12 protein-coding genes and 1 pseudogene are annotated in these 16,870 nt (G+C 37.0%); 12 read left to right on the top strand and 1 reads right to left on the bottom strand.

Annotated features, from left to right (window positions below; genetic code table 11):
* The 11 genes and pseudogenes from VLZ86_RS03930 to VLZ86_RS03980 all read left to right on the top strand — a co-directional run.
* Nucleotides 1-300 (top strand): annotated as a pseudogene (locus tag VLZ86_RS03930) (N-acetylmuramoyl-L-alanine amidase); the annotation flags it as partial.
* Between the two features lie 56 nt (nt 301-356).
* Nucleotides 357-1,349, top strand: coding sequence for an MlaD family protein (locus tag VLZ86_RS03935; RefSeq protein WP_325448943.1), 993 nt, complete (start codon nt 357-359; stop codon nt 1,347-1,349).
* Between the two features lie 10 nt (nt 1,350-1,359).
* The gene (locus tag VLZ86_RS03940) at nt 1,360-2,667 is read left to right on the top strand and encodes a (Fe-S)-binding protein (RefSeq protein ID WP_325448945.1); all 1,308 of its coding nucleotides are present in this window, start codon (nt 1,360-1,362) and stop codon (nt 2,665-2,667) included.
* Between the two features lie 124 nt (nt 2,668-2,791).
* Entirely contained in the window at nt 2,792-3,583 is a 792-nt protein-coding gene (locus VLZ86_RS03945; protein WP_325448947.1) for a (Fe-S)-binding protein, read from the top strand.
* Entirely contained in the window at nt 3,584-4,807 is a 1,224-nt protein-coding gene (gene serB / locus VLZ86_RS03950; RefSeq protein WP_325448949.1) for a phosphoserine phosphatase SerB, read from the top strand.
* Nucleotides 4,808-4,952: 145 nt separating this feature from the next.
* Nucleotides 4,953-5,468, top strand: a complete 516-nt coding sequence (locus tag VLZ86_RS03955; RefSeq protein WP_325448951.1) for a PH domain-containing protein — start codon at nt 4,953-4,955, stop codon at nt 5,466-5,468.
* The gene (locus VLZ86_RS03960) at nt 5,455-6,933 is read left to right on the top strand and encodes a PH domain-containing protein (protein ID WP_325448954.1); all 1,479 of its coding nucleotides are present in this window, start codon (nt 5,455-5,457) and stop codon (nt 6,931-6,933) included. The genes VLZ86_RS03955 and VLZ86_RS03960 overlap by 14 nt, the downstream gene beginning before the upstream one ends.
* Before the next feature lie 52 nt (nt 6,934-6,985).
* Nucleotides 6,986-7,471 (top strand): ABC transporter ATPase, encoded by a 486-nt coding sequence (locus VLZ86_RS03965; RefSeq protein WP_325448956.1) that lies wholly within the window; start codon nt 6,986-6,988, stop codon nt 7,469-7,471.
* Nucleotides 7,472-7,610: 139 nt separating this feature from the next.
* Nucleotides 7,611-10,529: a glycoside hydrolase family 3 N-terminal domain-containing protein gene (locus VLZ86_RS03970; RefSeq protein ID WP_414652538.1), complete on the top strand. Its 2,919-nt coding sequence runs from the start codon at nt 7,611-7,613 to the stop codon at nt 10,527-10,529.
* A 177-nt stretch (nt 10,530-10,706) separates the two neighbouring features.
* Complete coding sequence (gene bshA / locus VLZ86_RS03975; RefSeq protein ID WP_325448960.1) at nt 10,707-11,846, top strand: N-acetyl-alpha-D-glucosaminyl L-malate synthase BshA; 1,140 nt, start codon at nt 10,707-10,709, stop codon at nt 11,844-11,846.
* A 58-nt stretch (nt 11,847-11,904) separates the two neighbouring features.
* On the top strand, nt 11,905-12,939 hold the full coding sequence (locus tag VLZ86_RS03980) for an AraC family transcriptional regulator (RefSeq protein ID WP_325448962.1): 1,035 nt from the start codon (nt 11,905-11,907) through the stop codon (nt 12,937-12,939).
* Between the two features lie 50 nt (nt 12,940-12,989).
* Here VLZ86_RS03980 and VLZ86_RS03985 read toward each other — a convergent pair whose 3' ends face one another.
* On the bottom strand, nt 12,990-13,487 hold the full coding sequence (locus VLZ86_RS03985; RefSeq protein WP_325448965.1) for a hypothetical protein: 498 nt from the start codon (nt 13,485-13,487) through the stop codon (nt 12,990-12,992).
* 138 nt (nt 13,488-13,625) lie between these two features.
* Between VLZ86_RS03985 and VLZ86_RS03990 the strand changes: the two genes are divergently transcribed.
* Nucleotides 13,626-16,559 carry an FAD-binding and (Fe-S)-binding domain-containing protein gene (locus VLZ86_RS03990; protein WP_325448967.1) on the top strand — a complete coding sequence of 978 codons (2,934 nt, stop codon included), beginning with the start codon at nt 13,626-13,628 and terminating at the stop codon, nt 16,557-16,559.
* Nucleotides 16,560-16,870 lie beyond the last annotated feature (311 nt).

The raw sequence follows: 16,870 nt of genomic DNA on the forward strand, positions 1-16,870 counted from the left end.
GTGGACTCTGGAAACAGCATTAAACGCGAGTATTCCAATACGGTATTTAAAGTGCAATTGGCAGCTAGTTCAAATAAAATTGAACCTAAATCGTATAATTTTAACGGTTTAAAGAATATTTCCAGAGAACAGGAAGGTAAACTTTATAAATATTTCTATGGTGATACTTCTGACTATAATGAAATTAAGAAAATGGCAGAAGTAGCAAAGTCTAAAGGCTATCCAACCTCTTTTATTGTGGCTTACCAAAATGGGCAACGGGTAGCGTTATCTTCAGTAATCAATTCTCCCTCTAATTAAAAAGATTCTTAATATTTTTATTCCTAATTTTGTGAGCAACTAAATCTTAAAAAACTTTGAAAATATCCAGAGAAGTTAAAACCGCAATACTTGTAATATCAGGGGTACTCCTCATGGTGTTTACATTTAATTTTTTAAAAGGCATCAATATCTTACAGAAGCACAATCGTTACCAAACCCAGTTTGATTATAATGCCTTGAGTTCATCATCTTTGGTGACTATTAAAGGAAATCAAATTGGAAAAATAGAGCATATAACCTATGATGATAAAACGGGCAAAACTTTGGTTACAATTGTTGTGACGGAGGATGTCAAGTTTTCCAAGAACAGTAAGATCCGCATGTATGAAACAGGACTTATGGGAGGAAATGCCTTGGCCATTGTTCCAATGCCTGGACCGGAACTTGCAAAAGACGGCGATTTTCTAGAATCTGAGATTGAAGAGGGACTTATTACAAGCTTAACCAAAAACTTTTCGGGAATCAGCAGCAACTTGGGTGTGACCTTAAAAGCTGCCGATTCATTAATGAATAATTTTAACCGATTGATCATTAATGATGATGAAGACGGCATTAAAGCTGCCATTGCCGAATTAAATCAAACCATTGTTTCTTTTAGAGCCATGTCTAATGCGATGACTACTTTAGTCGCCAAAAATGATGCTGCATTAACCTCTGCAATTGGCAATTTTGACACCTTATCAGGAAACCTTGCGGACATTACTACGGAATTTAAACAGGTTGAAATATCCAAAACTTTTGCTGAACTTGATCATACCCTTCAGGAAGTCAATAATTTATTGGCAAGTGTCAAGGACGGGAAAGGTACAATGGGTAAATTGCTTAATGACGATAAGTTATATACAAATCTAGAAGGTGCCTCATTACAGTTAGAGCAATTATTGCAGGACTTTAAATTAAACCCAAAACGCTATGTGCATTTTTCGGTTTTTGGTAAAAGACCAACCCGTTTTGATGCCGAAGGCAATATTATTGAAGATCAAAAAACACAACCAGAAGAGTTAAGTATAGAATTGGAAAACAACTAACCACCATATAATGAACTACATTCCAAATATCCTTTTTGCCCTAGCGCTGATTGCTGGTATTGGTTTTTTTGCAAATAATGTAAGAAAACTGATCCGCAATATTAAATTGGGCCGCGATGTTGATGTGAGTGACCACACTTCCCAACGTTGGAAAAACATGGCAATGATTGCACTTGGCCAAAGAAAAATGGTCAGAAGACCCGTTTCAGGATTTTTGCACATTATTGTCTATGTAGGTTTCATTATCATAAACATTGAGGTTTTAGAGATTATCATTGATGGTCTTGCCGGAACTCATCGTATTTTTTCATCAATAGGACCAATTTATGGAGTTCTTATTGGTGTGTTTGAAATCCTGGCCGTTTTGGTCTTTGTTTCTGTCATTATTTTTTGGATTAGAAGAAACATCATTAAAGTCAAACGGTTTTGGGCTAACGAAATGACGAGTTGGCCAAAAAATGACGCTAATTATATCCTTTATATTGAAATGGTGTTGATGGTTTTGTTCTTAGTAATGAACGCCACAGATCTAAAATTTCAAGCAATGGAAAATGGCAATATCGTCAGTCAATATTTGACGCCACTCTTTAGCGGGCTTTCAGAAGGTACAATCCATATTATTGAGCGTAGCGCATGGTGGATTCACATTTTAGGAATTCTCGCATTCTTGAACTATCTCTATTTTTCTAAACATTTACACATTCTTTTGGCCTTTCCTAATACTTACTTCGGAAAAGTTGTACCCAAAGGCCAGTTCAAAAACAATGACGCCGTTACCAAGGAAGTAAAAATGATGATGGATCCAAACGTTGATCCGTTTGCAGCACAGCCGGAGGGAGAAGGAGATGAAACTCCCGCAAAATTTGGCGCTAGTGATGTGCAAGATTTGAGCTGGGTGCAATTGCTCAATGCTTATACCTGTACGGAATGTGGCCGTTGTACCAGTGAATGTCCAGCAAATATCACAGGTAAAAAATTGTCTCCGCGTAAAATCATGATGGATACGCGGGACCGTTTAGAAGAGGTAGGGAAAAATATAGACGCCAATAATGGTGTCTTTAAGGATGATGGCAAACAGTTGCTAGACGACTATATTACACGTGAAGAACTGTGGGCATGTACCACATGTAACGCCTGTGTGGAAGCTTGTCCGGTAAGTATCGATCCAATGTCGATAATTATGGAGATGAGAAATTATTTGATCATGGAACAATCTGCGGCACCAATGGAACTCAATAATATGATGACCAATATTGAAAATAATGGCGCACCATGGCCCTATAACCAAATGGATAGATTGAACTGGAAAAATGAATAATTTTTTTGAGCGATATATTAATAACACATCGCTATTTTGTAAAATAAAGGGTGTCGAATCCCTATAAAAGATGCAATACCTCTTTTAACTAGACTAAGTATAAAAATTTATAAACTCTTAAAAAATGACAGAACAACTTATTGTGCCAACTATGGCAGAATTTATGGCACAAGGCAAACATCCCGAAGTTCTTTTTTGGGTAGGGTGCATGGGAAGTTTTGATGATAGAGCAAAGAAAGTAACCAAAGCTTTTGTCAAACTGCTCCATAAATCAAAAGTAGACTTTGCTGTTTTAGGAACTGAAGAAAGTTGTACTGGCGATCCTGCAAAACGTGCAGGTAATGAATTTCTTTTTCAAATGCAGGCGGTCACCAATATTGAGGTGCTTAATGCCTATGAAATTAAGAAAATTGTTACTGCTTGTCCGCATTGTTTTAACACCATAAAAAATGAATATCCAGGACTTGGAGGTAATTATCAGGTCATGCACCATACACAATTTCTTAAATCACTTTTAGATGAAGGACGCCTAACTATTGAAGGCGGACAATTTAAGGGTAAACGCATCACCTTCCATGACCCATGTTATTTGGGCCGTGCCAATGAAGTTTATGAAGCACCACGGGATTTGATACGTAAACTGGATGCAGAATTGGTGGAGATGAAGAGTTGCAAATCACGTGGACTTTGTTGTGGTGCGGGCGGCGCGCAAATGTTTAAAGAGTCGGAGCCAGGGAATAAAGAAATAAATGTTAAACGTACAGAGGAAGCAATCGAGGTGAAACCACATATTATTGCCGCTGGGTGTCCATTTTGCAATACGATGATGACCGATGGCGTAAAATCAACAAATAAAGAATCTGAAATTGCCGTGATGGATATTGCCGAATTAATAGCAAATGCTCAGGATTTATAAATGGCCACAGAGATATTTCTATTAAACATTTCAGGACAAGACAAACCTGGATTAACTTCAGGTTTAACCAACGTTTTAGCCCAATATGGTGCTAAAGTATTGGATATTGGGCAAGCCAACATTCACGACACCTTATCTTTGGGTTTTTTGTTTGAAATTGAATCAGGAGACAAATCTGCTGCAGTTTTAAAAGACTTATTGTTTAAAGCTTATGAACTTGGTGTTAAAGCTAAATTTAAACCTATTGCATCTGCTGATTACGAAAAGTGGGTAAACAACCAAGGTAAGGACCGTTATATCATTACCATTTTAGGTAAAAAATTAACGGCAGAGCAAATCTCTAAAGTCACTGAGGTTATTTCAGAAAAAAACTTAAATATTGACGCTATAAAAAGACTGACCGGTCGTTTGTCTTTAATTAAAAGGGAAGAATATCCAAGAGCATCCATAGAATTATCCATTAGGGGTAAAATTGATAACAAATCGGAATTGACTGCGAAATTCATGCAAATCTCACATGATCTAAGTGTCGATATTTCCTTTCAAGAAGATAATATTTATAGACGGAACCGCCGTTTGGTATGCTTTGATATGGATTCAACGTTAATCCAAGCCGAAGTTATTGATAAATTAGCTGAATTGGCAGGTGTTGGCGATGAAGTAAAAGCAATTACAGAATCGGCTATGAATGGCGAAATTGATTTTAGTGAAAGTTTTATACGTCGGATGAAATTGTTAAAGGGTTTAAGTGAAGAAGTACTGCAGGATGTTGCCATCAATTTACCCATCACAAAAGGCGCAAGAAGACTTATTGACACTCTAAAAAAATATGGCTTTAAAACTGCAATCTTATCTGGCGGATTTACCTATTTCGGTAATTATTTACAAAAGGAATTAGGAATCGATTATGTGTACGCCAACCAATTGGAAATAGTAGATGGTAAGCTCACCGGAAACTATATAGGAGAGATTGTTGATGGAGATAAAAAAGCAGAATATCTTAAAGAAATTGCCAAGAGAGAAGGGATTCATATTAATCAAACCATAGCTGTTGGTGATGGTGCAAATGACCTTCCAATGCTTAATCTGGCCGGATTGGGGATTGCATTCCATGCCAAACCAAAAGTAAAAAACAATGCACAAAGTGCCATATCCAGTATCGGATTGGATGGTGTTCTATATTTATTGGGCTATCATGATCGACATATTGATTTGATTGAATAAAAACCCTGTCTTTTTTACCTTATTACCTGGACATCTAGAGTAAACCTTAGACAATTCTCTAGCAAATTTACTGGGGTTGACTTATCTAAATTTTGCGAAAAAGATAGAATACAAGAACGTTTATAATCAAACATTAAGGAAACCTATGTTCACCAATCAGCAAATCAATTTGGATACTTTGCCTTCTATTGATGACGTCAAATTAAAACCTATTTCAAAACAGTATCTTAAGATTATAGTGATCAACAGAGTGTTTTTTTATGGTCTTTTGATAGCGGCATTATTCTTGGCTAAATCTATAGTTGTGCACGTAAATTTTCAATCGGTATTCTGGTATTTACTTTCGGTTGGCGTGTTCTTATGTGTTGTTAATTTTGTTAGTGCGATATTGGCCTTCAAAAAACGGAAATACGCCATAAGGGAGCAAGATGTTATCTATTCAAAAGGGCTGTTGGTAAATTCAATTTCTGCAGTTCCTATTTCACGTATCCAACATTTAGAAATTTCCCGGAGTTGGTTAGCCAGAAGATTTGACTTGGCAACCTTAAAGATTTTTACCGCTGGCGAATCTGGAATTGATTTAAGGATCGATGGTCTGAACTTTGGCGAGGCAAAACAAATCAATGATTTTTTAAGTAAAAGGGTGAATGGAACCGATTGATTTTTCTCAGCCGGCAAGACAATCTCCCAAAGGTATTCTTGTCATCTTTGCGCTCAATACCTTCAAATTCATTAGGCGTTATTTTGTTCTTTTTTTGGCATTGGGCTTGTCCTTGTCTAAAAAGGAATCTCTGTCATTTTTAAATGCCACGAATCTGACACTCATTATTCTGGGTGTTTTTTTGCTGATTTTTGTGGTAGCCTTTCTCAAATACCTCAATTTTAAATTTCACTTGGATGAAGGCCATTTTTATTTATCATCGGGGATTGTCAATAAGGATATGACCATCATTCCCAAGTCTAAGATCCAAAATATCAACATAAAGCAAAACCTTATTCAACAAATGATCAATGTAGTTTCGCTAACTATTGAAACTGCGGGTGATGATAAAGCCGAAATTGAAATTAATGCCTTAAGTCGTATTACTGCTCTTGATCTTAAAAAACAATTGTTCGTTAAAAAGCAAATTACAGATTTTGAATTTGTTGAGAAACCCTTTCAGAGCTCCGTGTTTTTTAAGGCTTCGGTGCAGCGTTTATTATTGGAAGGCATCTCACAAAATCATATCAGGAGTTTTTTAATCATCTTTTCTTTTGTATTTGGACTTTATAAAGAGTTTGAAAACTACCTTCAAGACCTTGGCATTACTCACCGATTGCAGTCAGCAGTCAATTTTGAAACCGATAGTATACTCAATTTGATCTTAGCGAATGTCTTTATTGTTGTTCTCGCTATCTTGGGATCGATGTTGTTTTCCATCATGAGTACTTTTATTTCTAATTTCAATTTGGAAGTTGTTGAAAACGAAGATACCATCGAAATTAACAAAGGCTTATTTAACAAACTCTCATTGATTTTGGTGCCGTTGAAAATCCAAAATATCATCATTAAAACGAATAGGCTAAAACAGTATTTTGGGTTGCATACCCTGTCCATCAAACAGGCTATGATCAATAAGAAACAACAAAGAAATTTTAACATCGTAGCGTTGGAAAAACACCAGGTGGCGCACTTAGTTCAGAAGGTTTTTGTTAATTATAATGATAAAGGGGCGTATGAAAAACCAGATATATATTATAAACGACTGCTTATGTTTCGTTCCTTGATTAGTGGTGCGTTTATAAACATTCCGGCATATTTTATCTTCGGAAATTACTTTTGGCTGATCAATATCATCATTATTTCTTGGATCACGTTATTTGTCCATTTTACTTTCAAAAAGGCAAGCTATCAAATTACCGATGAATATCTCACCGTCAACAGTGGATTCATTGATCGTGTGCGAAACATCAGCGAATTGCATAAAATTCAATCTGTTGAATTAAAGCAGAGCATTTTTCAAAAGCGAAAAAACATCGCATCCATCTACATTGCTACGGCTTCTGATAAAGTTAAAATCCCATACATCACGGAAGAAAAAGCACAATCCATCCTTGATTTCCTATTATTTAAGATTGAATCCTAAGAGAGAGATTGGATGTAATTGTGTACTTTTGTAGTTAGAAAAAAATATAATTATGCTAGTCGATTTTAATACCTTACCGGAAGAATCAAGAGTGTGGATTTACCAAGCAAACCGATCTTTTACGGATGAAGAGATTTCAGAAATAGAGTCCAAATTAGACACTTTTATATCCAATTGGACGGCTCATGGCGCCGATTTACAAGCTGGGTATATCATTAAATATAAACGATTTATAGTCATCGCAATAAATCAAAACTTAAGTACTGCAACAGGGTGTAGTATTGATGCCTCTGTCCATTTTATTCAACAATTGGAAAAGGAGTATAACGTAGATCTTATGGATAAGATGAACGTGTCCTATAAACAAGGTGATTTTATTGCTTACAAAACCTTATTGGATTTCAAGAAAATGGCTAAAGAAAAGGCGGTCTCAAAAAACACCATCGTCTTCAATAATCTTGTCAATAATATTGCTGAATTTAATGAAAATTGGGAGGTTCCAGCAAGTGAAAGCTGGCACAGTCGATTTATTAAGTAAATTCTAAGTGTAAGATTAAACTGCCTTAATGGCTTCTTTATAAAACTATCTTAAAGTACTATTACCTTCAATGTAAAAGTGCTATTTTGCCACTCTATTATATAATGGTAATTAGATTCTTAAAAAGACCCGAATTTATATGCGCTTAGTATTTTCCCTCCTTATATTCTTATTTATTTCATTCCAAAGTTTCGCACAAATGCCAGTAAACCCTTTATTGGCAAAGGATCTAATCGCCCAACAAAAATGGGTTGATAGCGTGTATAACAGTTTGAATACCCGACAACGAGTGGGGCAATTATTTATGGCACGAGCGGTGTCAAATAACAATAAATCCAATGAAGCTGAAGTGGCCAGATTGATAAACACCCAACAAATTGGTGGAATTATCTATTCTACAGGTGGTCCCGTGAAGCAGGCCAAGCTTAACAATATTTACCAAGCTATTTCTAATGTGCCACTGCTGATTGGGATGGATGCGGAATGGGGTTTGAGCATGCGTTTGGATTCTACTTACGCATTCCCTTATAATATGACGCTTGGCGCCATCACTGACGATAAACTAGTGGAACAGGTAGGTAGGCAAATTGGAGAACATAGCAAACGCATTGGGGTCCATTTTAATTTTGCTCCAGCAGTGGACATTAATACCAATCCAAAAAACCCCATCATTGGAAATCGTTCCTTTGGGGAGGATAGAGATAATGTGACTGCCAAAGGTTTAGCCTTCATGAAAGGCATGCAAGATGCGGGTGTGTTGGCAAATGCGAAACATTTTCCCGGACATGGCGATACAGACACCGATAGCCACAAAACATTACCAACCATAAACTTCAATGCCAGACGTATTGACTCCATAGAGCTATATCCTTACAGAAAGTTAATCCAAGAAGGGTTATCCAGTGTCATGGTGGCGCATTTAAATGTACCTAGTCTTGAACCAAAAGATGGGACGCCTTCATCCTTATCAAAACATATTATTACTGATATTTTAAAGGAACGGTTACAATTTAATGGCCTGATTTTTACAGATGCTTTAGAAATGAAAGGTGTTTCTAACTTTAGCAAGCCTGGAGATATTGATCTTGCCGCATTTTTGGCGGGTAATGATGTGCTCTTAATTTCTGAAAACGTGCCTATTGCCATTGATAAGATTGTTGCTGCTTATGAAGCCAACGAGGTAACAGAAGAACGTTTGGCACATTCGGTTAAAAAGATTTTAATGGCGAAGTATAAAGTTGGCCTTCATAAATACAGTCCAATAGGTACCAAAAATTTAGTGAAGGATTTGAACCGTTTGAAGGATGATTTGCTCTACGAAAAAGTTATGGAAAATGCCATAACAGTCGTACGAAATCAAAAGGAAATCCTGCCTATACGACATTTGGAAACCAAAAAAATAGCTTATGTTGAAATGGGTGATGCCATCGATAATACTGCCTATCTGGAGGAGTTGAGAAAATATACCAAAGTGCATCACATCAAGGCGACAAAGTTGGATGAATTGATTACCAAGCTTCAAAACTATAACACGGTGATCGTTGGGTTTCATAAATCCAATGTCAATCCGTGGAAGCCTTATCAGTTTTCAGATAAAGAGATGGTCTGGCTTTATGAAATAGCGCGGACCAATACTGTTATTTTAGATGTATTTGCAAGACCTTATGCCCTTATCGATTTACATTCTATAGAAAATATTGAAGGAATTGTCGTGAGCTATCAAAATAGTGAGATTTCCATGCGCAAATCAGCTCAACTTATTTTTGGGGCAATCCCAGCAAAAGGAACTCTCCCTGTTTCTACTGGGGAGCATTTTAAGGTTGGCGATGGATTTATCTATAACGGTATACAATCCTTGAGTTATGGGCTGCCAGAATCTGTGGGGATGAGTTCTGAAAAATTGAAAAAATTGGATTCAATGGCCAAAATCACCATTGATCATAAAGCAGCTCCAGGATTACAAATATTAGTCGCTCGGAAAGGAAAAGTCGTTTACAATAAAGCATTTGGCAAACACACCTATGAAGGGAATGAAAAAGTGGACTTGGATGACATGTATGATGTGGCTTCACTTACAAAAATATTGGCAACCTTACCTTTGTTAATGGAATTGGAAGAGCGTGGCATTGTATCAACAGATACAAAATTGTCTGAGATTTTGCCAGAATATAGAAATTCCAATAAGAAGAATGTGACCTTGAAGCAAATGTTATCGCACTATGCCCGATTAAAACCATGGATTCCATTCTACACCGCAACTTTGGACGCCGCCAAGAAACCAGATCCAAAATATTATCGACGAGTTTCAAGTCCAATGTTTAACGTCAAAGTGGCGGATGAACTATATTTAAGACATGACTATCCTGATACCATCCAAAATATAATAAAAGACAGCGACTTGTTAGCAAGTTTAAACTATAGATATAGTGATTTCCCATATTTCATCCTAAAAAAATATATTGAGGAATACTATGAAAAAGGCTTGGATGATTTGGTCCAAGAACATTTTTACCAATCTTTGGGCGCTAATCATACCACTTACAATCCAGCCGCGATTTTTAGCAATTCACAGTTGGTCCCAACAGAAATAGACGATTATTACAGACATCAGACCGTTCATGGCTATGTTCATGATATGGGTGCCGCCATGCAAAATGGGGTGGGTGGCCATGCTGGTATATTTAGTAACAGTAATGATGTTGCAAAAATCATGCAGATGTACCTTCAAAAAGGCTACTATGGTGGGAAACGATATTTAAAGCCTGAAACGATTGATAAATTTAATTACTGCTACTACTGTGGGAGCGGCGTAAGAAGAGGCATGGGCTTTGATAAACCTCAGTTAGGTACTAAAGGACCCACTTGTGGCTGTGTATCCCTGTCAAGTTTTGGGCATTCAGGTTTTACGGGAACTTACACTTGGGCGGATCCAGAACAGGAAATTATCTATGTATTTTTATCAAACCGGACCTATCCTAGTGCCAGTAATAATATTCTACTAAAAGAGGGGATCAGGACAGAAATTCAGCGTCTTATTTATGAGGCGATTATTGAGTAGATGTAGTAATGGGTTGTAAGTTTTGAGGGTCTTAAGTACTTAAAGTCGGGGATAAAGCAATTTTAGTAAAAAAGGAAAGGATAATTTTGGACACTTCAAGTACTTTTAACTTTAGGCGATCTATGTACTCATAACTTTAGACGGCTCAAGAGCATATAACATAAAAAAAATTAGAACATGAAAATAGGAATCGTATGTTACCCGACCTTTGGCGGAAGTGGTGTTGTGGCAACAGAATTAGGTTTGGCATTGTCCAAACGGGGTCATGAAATTCACTTTATCACCTACAGTCAACCAGTAAGATTGGATTTGTTGGGCAGTAACGTGCACTATCATGAAGTTACTGTACCAGAATATCCTTTGTTTTTATACCAACCTTATGAACTTGCTCTATCGAGTAAATTGGTAGATATGGTTAAGTTGTACGGGATAGAGATTTTACATGTACATTACGCTATTCCTCATGCCTATGCAGCCTATATGGCAAAAATGATGCTCCGAGAAGAGGGCATTAACATTCCAATTGTAACGACGCTTCACGGCACGGATATCACACTTGTTGGGAGTCATCCATTCTATAAGCCTGCGGTGACCTTCAGCATTAATAATTCTGATGCCGTGACCTCAGTATCTCAAAGCTTGAAAGACGACACGTTACGCCTGTTTGATATTAAGAAGGAGATAGACGTTGTTCCGAATTTCATTGATTTTAGTCGTCATAAATCGGAGTTTACAGACTGTCAAAGAGACGTCATGGCAAAAGAAGACGAAATGATCGTTACGCATATTAGTAACTTTAGAAAGGTGAAACAGATTCCTGATGTGATCAAGATATTTTATAACATACAAAAGAAGATACCTGCAAAATTGATGATGGTAGGTGAAGGCCCTGAAAAAGCCGAGGCCGAAAAATTGTGTAAAAAACTTGATATTTTAGATAAAGTGGTCTTTTTTGGCAATAGTCATGAAATTGATAGAATTCTTTGTTTTAGTGATTTGTTCTTACTTCCATCACAAACTGAAAGCTTTGGTTTGGCAGCTCTAGAAGCAATGAGCTCAGGCGTTCCGGTTATTTCAAGCAATACCGGAGGAATTCCTGAAGTCAATATACAAGGGGTTTCGGGATTTTTGAGCAATGTGAATGATGTGGAGGATATGTCAAAAAATGCTATTTATATTTTAAGCGATAGAGACAGGCTAGAAACTTTTAAACGCAATGCCAAAAAAGAATCTGCGAAGTTTGCCATCGAGAATGTCGTACCTCAATATGAGGCTATTTACGTTAGGACCTTAAAAAATTGTGAGGTCGGAAAATAGGTTTATCTTTAATTATTCTGCCTGCAAACAAATGTTGGGAGTCTAAACTTCAAACTGTATGATAACCATAAAGGTCAACTCTTTGCCAGTAGACTTGGTCATAAAAGATTTGGCTACAGCATTTCAACTGCCCTATCAACTTAATTGCAGGGAGTATCTTGTTGAACTTTCAGACGATGTCGGGAAAGGCAATATTAAAGCAATGATGCTCGAGTCTGGTCTAGGCATTATCGAATACCATTGTAAGTTTAAAATGGATGTGGAAATTCAGTTTGTAAAAGATGTTACGCACCCTTTAAAATTCCTATACTGTACCAAAGGCAGCTTCAATCACCGTTTTTCCAATGAAGATACGCTTCATGAACTTCAAGAATACCAACAGGCCATTGTGGCAAGCCAAGATTTTAATGGTCACGTGATCACTTTAAAAAAGGATCAAGAGATCAATCTTTATAGCTTGGAAATGGATCGAGAACGCTTTATGCTTTATGATGAATGCTCTTCAGATCTCATAAAATCCGATCTCCATGATATTTTTGGCGATGTTTTGGCCAAAAAAAGCTTTTATCATGAAGGATATTATAGTTTGGCCATGGCTGAAGTATTTGAACAGATCAAAAACTTCAGTGACAATTATTTTTTAAGGACCATCTTTATGATCAGCAGCGGATATCAATTGTTGGGAAATCAAATTGCACAATATCAATATGACCTGAATAATGAAGAAAACAGACATATTTTAAGACAGTATGAAGTGTCAAGAGTTAGAGAAGCTGTTCAGTTTATCCATCAAAATATAGAAAGAACCAATACAATAAATGATATTTGTAAAGAAGTGGGACTGACGGAAACTAAACTTCAGGAAGGTTTCAAAATTCTTTATGGCGCCACAATTAATAATTACATCAATGATGTCCGATTGACTCTTGCCTCCCAGTTATTAAGGGGTACAAAGCTTAACATCTCAGAAATAGTCTATAAGGTTGGCCTGACCAGTAGAAGCTATTTTTCGAAAATATTTAAGGAAGCATATCAAATGACGCCAACGGAATACCGCCAATTGTACATAAAAAAACCATCACTAGATAACTAATGATGGTTTTTACTATTATAGCGTCTTCTCTTTCAAGAAGAAGCGGTTATTTAAAATCTATATCTGATACCTAAAGCAATATCAAAATCTAAATCGTCATTATAACTATTTCCAAAAGCAAGTTCTGGTCTGAAATCTAAAGACAACATTAATGGAATGTCAAAAACATATTCAATTCCTATGTCTCCTGCGATAAAACCGAAAGTTTGGTTGTCCTTAATCTTTCTATCATTCTTATCATAATATTTATACCCATAACTTCCTAGACCTGCACCCGGACCTGCGTACCAGTTAAAGCCACCATCAATGTTCCAAACCCATTGATAAATACCGGCAAGTTTAAATCCGTCGTAGTCACTACCACTTCTCAATCCCAAATCCAATTCCAATCGGTTGTTAGAACCAAGTGCACGTTGGTAGGACACTTCAGCTCCAAATCCATCACTATCACCAATACGTAAACCAATAGCATTGTCAGCAATATCTTGTGCATTCATAAATAGTGTACCTCCCATAAAGGCGATAGCCATAAAAAATATTCTTTTCATAATTTAAGTTTTAAAAGTTTTAGCAAAAGTACGTTTTTGATTTGATATTAATAAATAAATATAACGCCACTTTGTTGTTTAGTTTGACTAATAACTTCTAAATTTATCAAAAATTTTTAATATAAAAGAGTTTTAGGAATGTCGATAGTAATTGAGTCAAACAAAGTGCTTAAAGAGCTCAAAACCCAGATGGAAGGGGAAGTGTTTACAGATGATTTAATGAAAGCGCTGTACGCAACAGATGCTTCTGTGTATAGAAAACTACCCTTAGCTGTGGCCTATCCCAAAACTGTTGCGGATTTAAAATTACTCATCCATTTTGCACATTCCAATTCCACTTCATTAATTCCGCGCACGGCAGGTACCTCTTTGGCAGGGCAATGTGTGGGGGAAGGCATTGTGGTGGATGTCTCCAAACATTTTACTAAAATAATTGGCGTTGATGAAAAAGCAAAGACCGTAACACTTCAGCCAGGTGTTGTACGAGATGAACTGAACAATTACCTCAAACCCTTCGGGCTTTTTTTTGGACCGAATACTTCCACGTCCAATCGTTGTATGATTGGGGGTATGGTGGGGAATAACTCTTCCGGTACGACCTCCATTCAATATGGTGTTACTCGGGATAAGGTTTTAAAAATGAAAACCTTATTAAGTGATGGGAGTGAAGCTACTTTTGAAAAGGTCACCAAAGCGGAATTCTTTGAAAAGGCCAAGTTGAGCAGTTTGGAAGGTGGTATTTACCAATCCATATATAGTGAACTACATCCGGAAGATGTTCAAAGAAGAATTGTCGACAACTTTCCTAAACCTGAAATCCATAGAAGAAATACAGGCTACGCCATTGATGAACTTCTCAAAAACGAAGTCTTTACGGAGTCAACCGAGGCGTTTAATATGTGTAAATTATTATCGGGAAGTGAAGGCACTTTAGCATTTACCACTGAAATAACCTTACAATTGGATCCGCTGCCTCCAAAGGAAAGCATGATGGTTGCCGCTCATTTCAGCAGTATAGAAAGTTGTTTGCAAAGTGTTGAATTGACCATGAAACATGACCTTTTTACTTGCGAAATGATGGATAAAACCATTTTGGACTGTACCAAGCAAAATAAAACCCAAGCTGAAAATAGAACTTTTATAATTGATGATCCGAAAGCCATTTTAATGTGCGAGGTTAGGGCAGATTCTTTTGAATCTGTCCAAAAACAAACGGAGTTGCTTGTAAAAGATATTCAAGAATCTGGTCTGAGTTATGCGTTTCCTGTTCTTATTGGACCGGAAATAGAAAAAGCTGTTGAATTAAGAAAAGCTGGATTGGGACTTCTGGGCAATATGATAGGCGATAAAAAATCGGCAGCGTGTATTGAGGATACTGCTGTTGCCTTACCAGATTTGGCCAGCTATATCAGTGAATTTACCCAATTGATGAAAGGCCATAAACAAGAAGCTATTTATTATGCCCATGCCGGTGCGGGAGAATTACATTTAAGGCCGATCCTCAATCTTAAAAAAAGTGAAGAGGTTGCGATGTTCCGACAAATAACAACGGATGTGGCACATTTGGTGAAAAAATACCGCGGTTCTATGAGTGGAGAACACGGCGATGGTATTGTTAGAGGGGAATTTATTCCGTTAATGATTGGGGAAGAGAACTATCAACTATTAAAACGCGTAAAAAAAGCCTTTGATCCTCAGTACATATTCAATCCCGGAAAAATCGTAGATGCTTATCCCATGGATGAGAATCTTCGCTATCAACCCGACAGGACCGAACCGGAAGTTGAAACCTTATTGGATTTTTCAGCCTCTTTGGGCATTCTCAGGGAAGCTGAAAAATGTAATGGTTCCGGCGATTGTAGAAAACTTCCAGAATTTGGAGGTTCTATGTGTCCGAGCTATAGAGCAACCCGAAATGAAAAAGATACGACACGTGCGCGGGCAAACGCCTTGCGCGAGTTTTTGACAAATTCAGAAAAAGCAAATAAATTCGACCACAAAGAATTAAAGGACGTTTTTGATCTTTGTTTGAGTTGCAAGGCTTGCGCCAGTGAATGTCCAAGTAGTGTGGATGTAGCAAGTTTGAAAGCAGAGTTCCAATACCAATATCAAAAGGCAAATGGCGTTTCCTTAAGAACAAAAATGTTCGCTTATAACAATACTTTAAATGGTGTTTCCAGCTCGCTTCCGCGGATGACCAATTTCTTTTTTAAAAACAAATTAACGTCATCAATCATAAAGAACACGTTCGGAATTGCTAAAGAAAGGTCACTGCCCTTAGTTTCAAATAAAAGTTTAAGTAAATACATTCAAAGCCTTAAAAAACAGACCACTGAAAATAAATTTGCGAGATCAGTTTATTTTTTTAATGATGAATTTACTAATCATTTAGATACGTCAATTGGACAGGACGCCATTGAGCTTTTGACACGGTTGAATTATGATATAAAGTTTGTTTCGCATTCTGAATCTGGACGTTCGTTTATATCCAAAGGACTTCTAGAGCAAGCCAAGAAAATGGCCAATAAGAATATTGCCATCTTCAAAGATTTAATAACTGCAGAAACGCCATTGATCGGTATCGAACCTTCGGCAATTTTGACGTTTACGGATGAATACCCAAGACTGGCAGATGACAAGGCTGCTGCCCAAAACATTGCAAAACATACCTTATTGATTGAAGAATTTATCCAACAGGAAATCAAATTAGGGCATATTAAAACGTCACAGTTTACTAAAGAGGCCAGGACAATAAAATTTCATGGGCATTGTCATCAAAAAGCTCTGAGAAATCAATTGTCCAGTTTTACAATTCTTAATTTCCCTGAGAATTATACCGTAACCATTATCCCGAGTGGCTGTTGCGGCATGGCGGGGAGTTTTGGATATGAAAAGGAACATTATGAGGTAAGCATGCAAGTTGGAGAACAAACCCTGTTCCCCGCGGTTAGAAAAGCACCTGAATCCGCAATCATCTCTGCAAACGGTACAAGTTGCCGACATCAAATTTTAGATGGAACACAAAGAGAAGCGCTCCATCCGGTTACAATTTTAAGACGAGCACTTTTGTAGCCCTTTTTTTAAGTCGATCGCATTTCTATAAATCTGTGAGCCTAATTCGTGTTTTTTTTTATTTCAAATTTTAACATATTCAAAAGGAGGGATACCTTGAGTATTCGCTTTGTTTTATGAAGGAATTGTTATCTTTCGACAGTTAAAAATTCAGAAAACCTTTTAAAAAATCTATTTTTGTTTCTCTCAGAATACAATTACATTAGCACAAAATAATATATATGGCAGGGAATTCCTTCGGAAAATTGTTTAAACTCACCACTTTTGGTGAGTCTCACGGTGTAGCCATTGGTGGCATAATTGATGGTTGC

The sequence above is a fragment of the Gelidibacter sp. genome (genome assembly GCF_035515035.1).
Classification (GTDB): domain Bacteria; phylum Bacteroidota; class Bacteroidia; order Flavobacteriales; family Flavobacteriaceae; genus Gelidibacter.

Excerpts from the sequence above, each read along its gene's own strand:
- VLZ86_RS03940 (WP_325448945.1), top strand. The coding sequence starts at position 1,360 with ATGAACTACATTCCAAATATCCTTTTTGCCCTAGCGCTGATTGCTGGT.
- VLZ86_RS03945 (WP_325448947.1), top strand. The coding sequence starts at position 2,792 with ATGACAGAACAACTTATTGTGCCAACTATGGCAGAATTTATGGCACAA.
- serB (WP_325448949.1), top strand. The coding sequence starts at position 3,584 with ATGGCCACAGAGATATTTCTATTAAACATTTCAGGACAAGACAAACCT.
- VLZ86_RS03955 (WP_325448951.1), top strand. The coding sequence starts at position 4,953 with ATGTTCACCAATCAGCAAATCAATTTGGATACTTTGCCTTCTATTGAT.
- VLZ86_RS03960 (WP_325448954.1), top strand. The coding sequence starts at position 5,455 with ATGGAACCGATTGATTTTTCTCAGCCGGCAAGACAATCTCCCAAAGGT.
- VLZ86_RS03965 (WP_325448956.1), top strand. The coding sequence starts at position 6,986 with ATGCTAGTCGATTTTAATACCTTACCGGAAGAATCAAGAGTGTGGATT.
- VLZ86_RS03970 (WP_414652538.1), top strand. The coding sequence starts at position 7,611 with ATGCGCTTAGTATTTTCCCTCCTTATATTCTTATTTATTTCATTCCAA.
- bshA (WP_325448960.1), top strand. The coding sequence starts at position 10,707 with ATGAAAATAGGAATCGTATGTTACCCGACCTTTGGCGGAAGTGGTGTT.
- VLZ86_RS03980 (WP_325448962.1), top strand. The coding sequence starts at position 11,905 with ATGATAACCATAAAGGTCAACTCTTTGCCAGTAGACTTGGTCATAAAA.
- VLZ86_RS03985 (WP_325448965.1), bottom strand. The coding sequence starts at position 13,487 with ATGAAAAGAATATTTTTTATGGCTATCGCCTTTATGGGAGGTACACTA.
- VLZ86_RS03990 (WP_325448967.1), top strand. The coding sequence starts at position 13,626 with ATGTCGATAGTAATTGAGTCAAACAAAGTGCTTAAAGAGCTCAAAACC.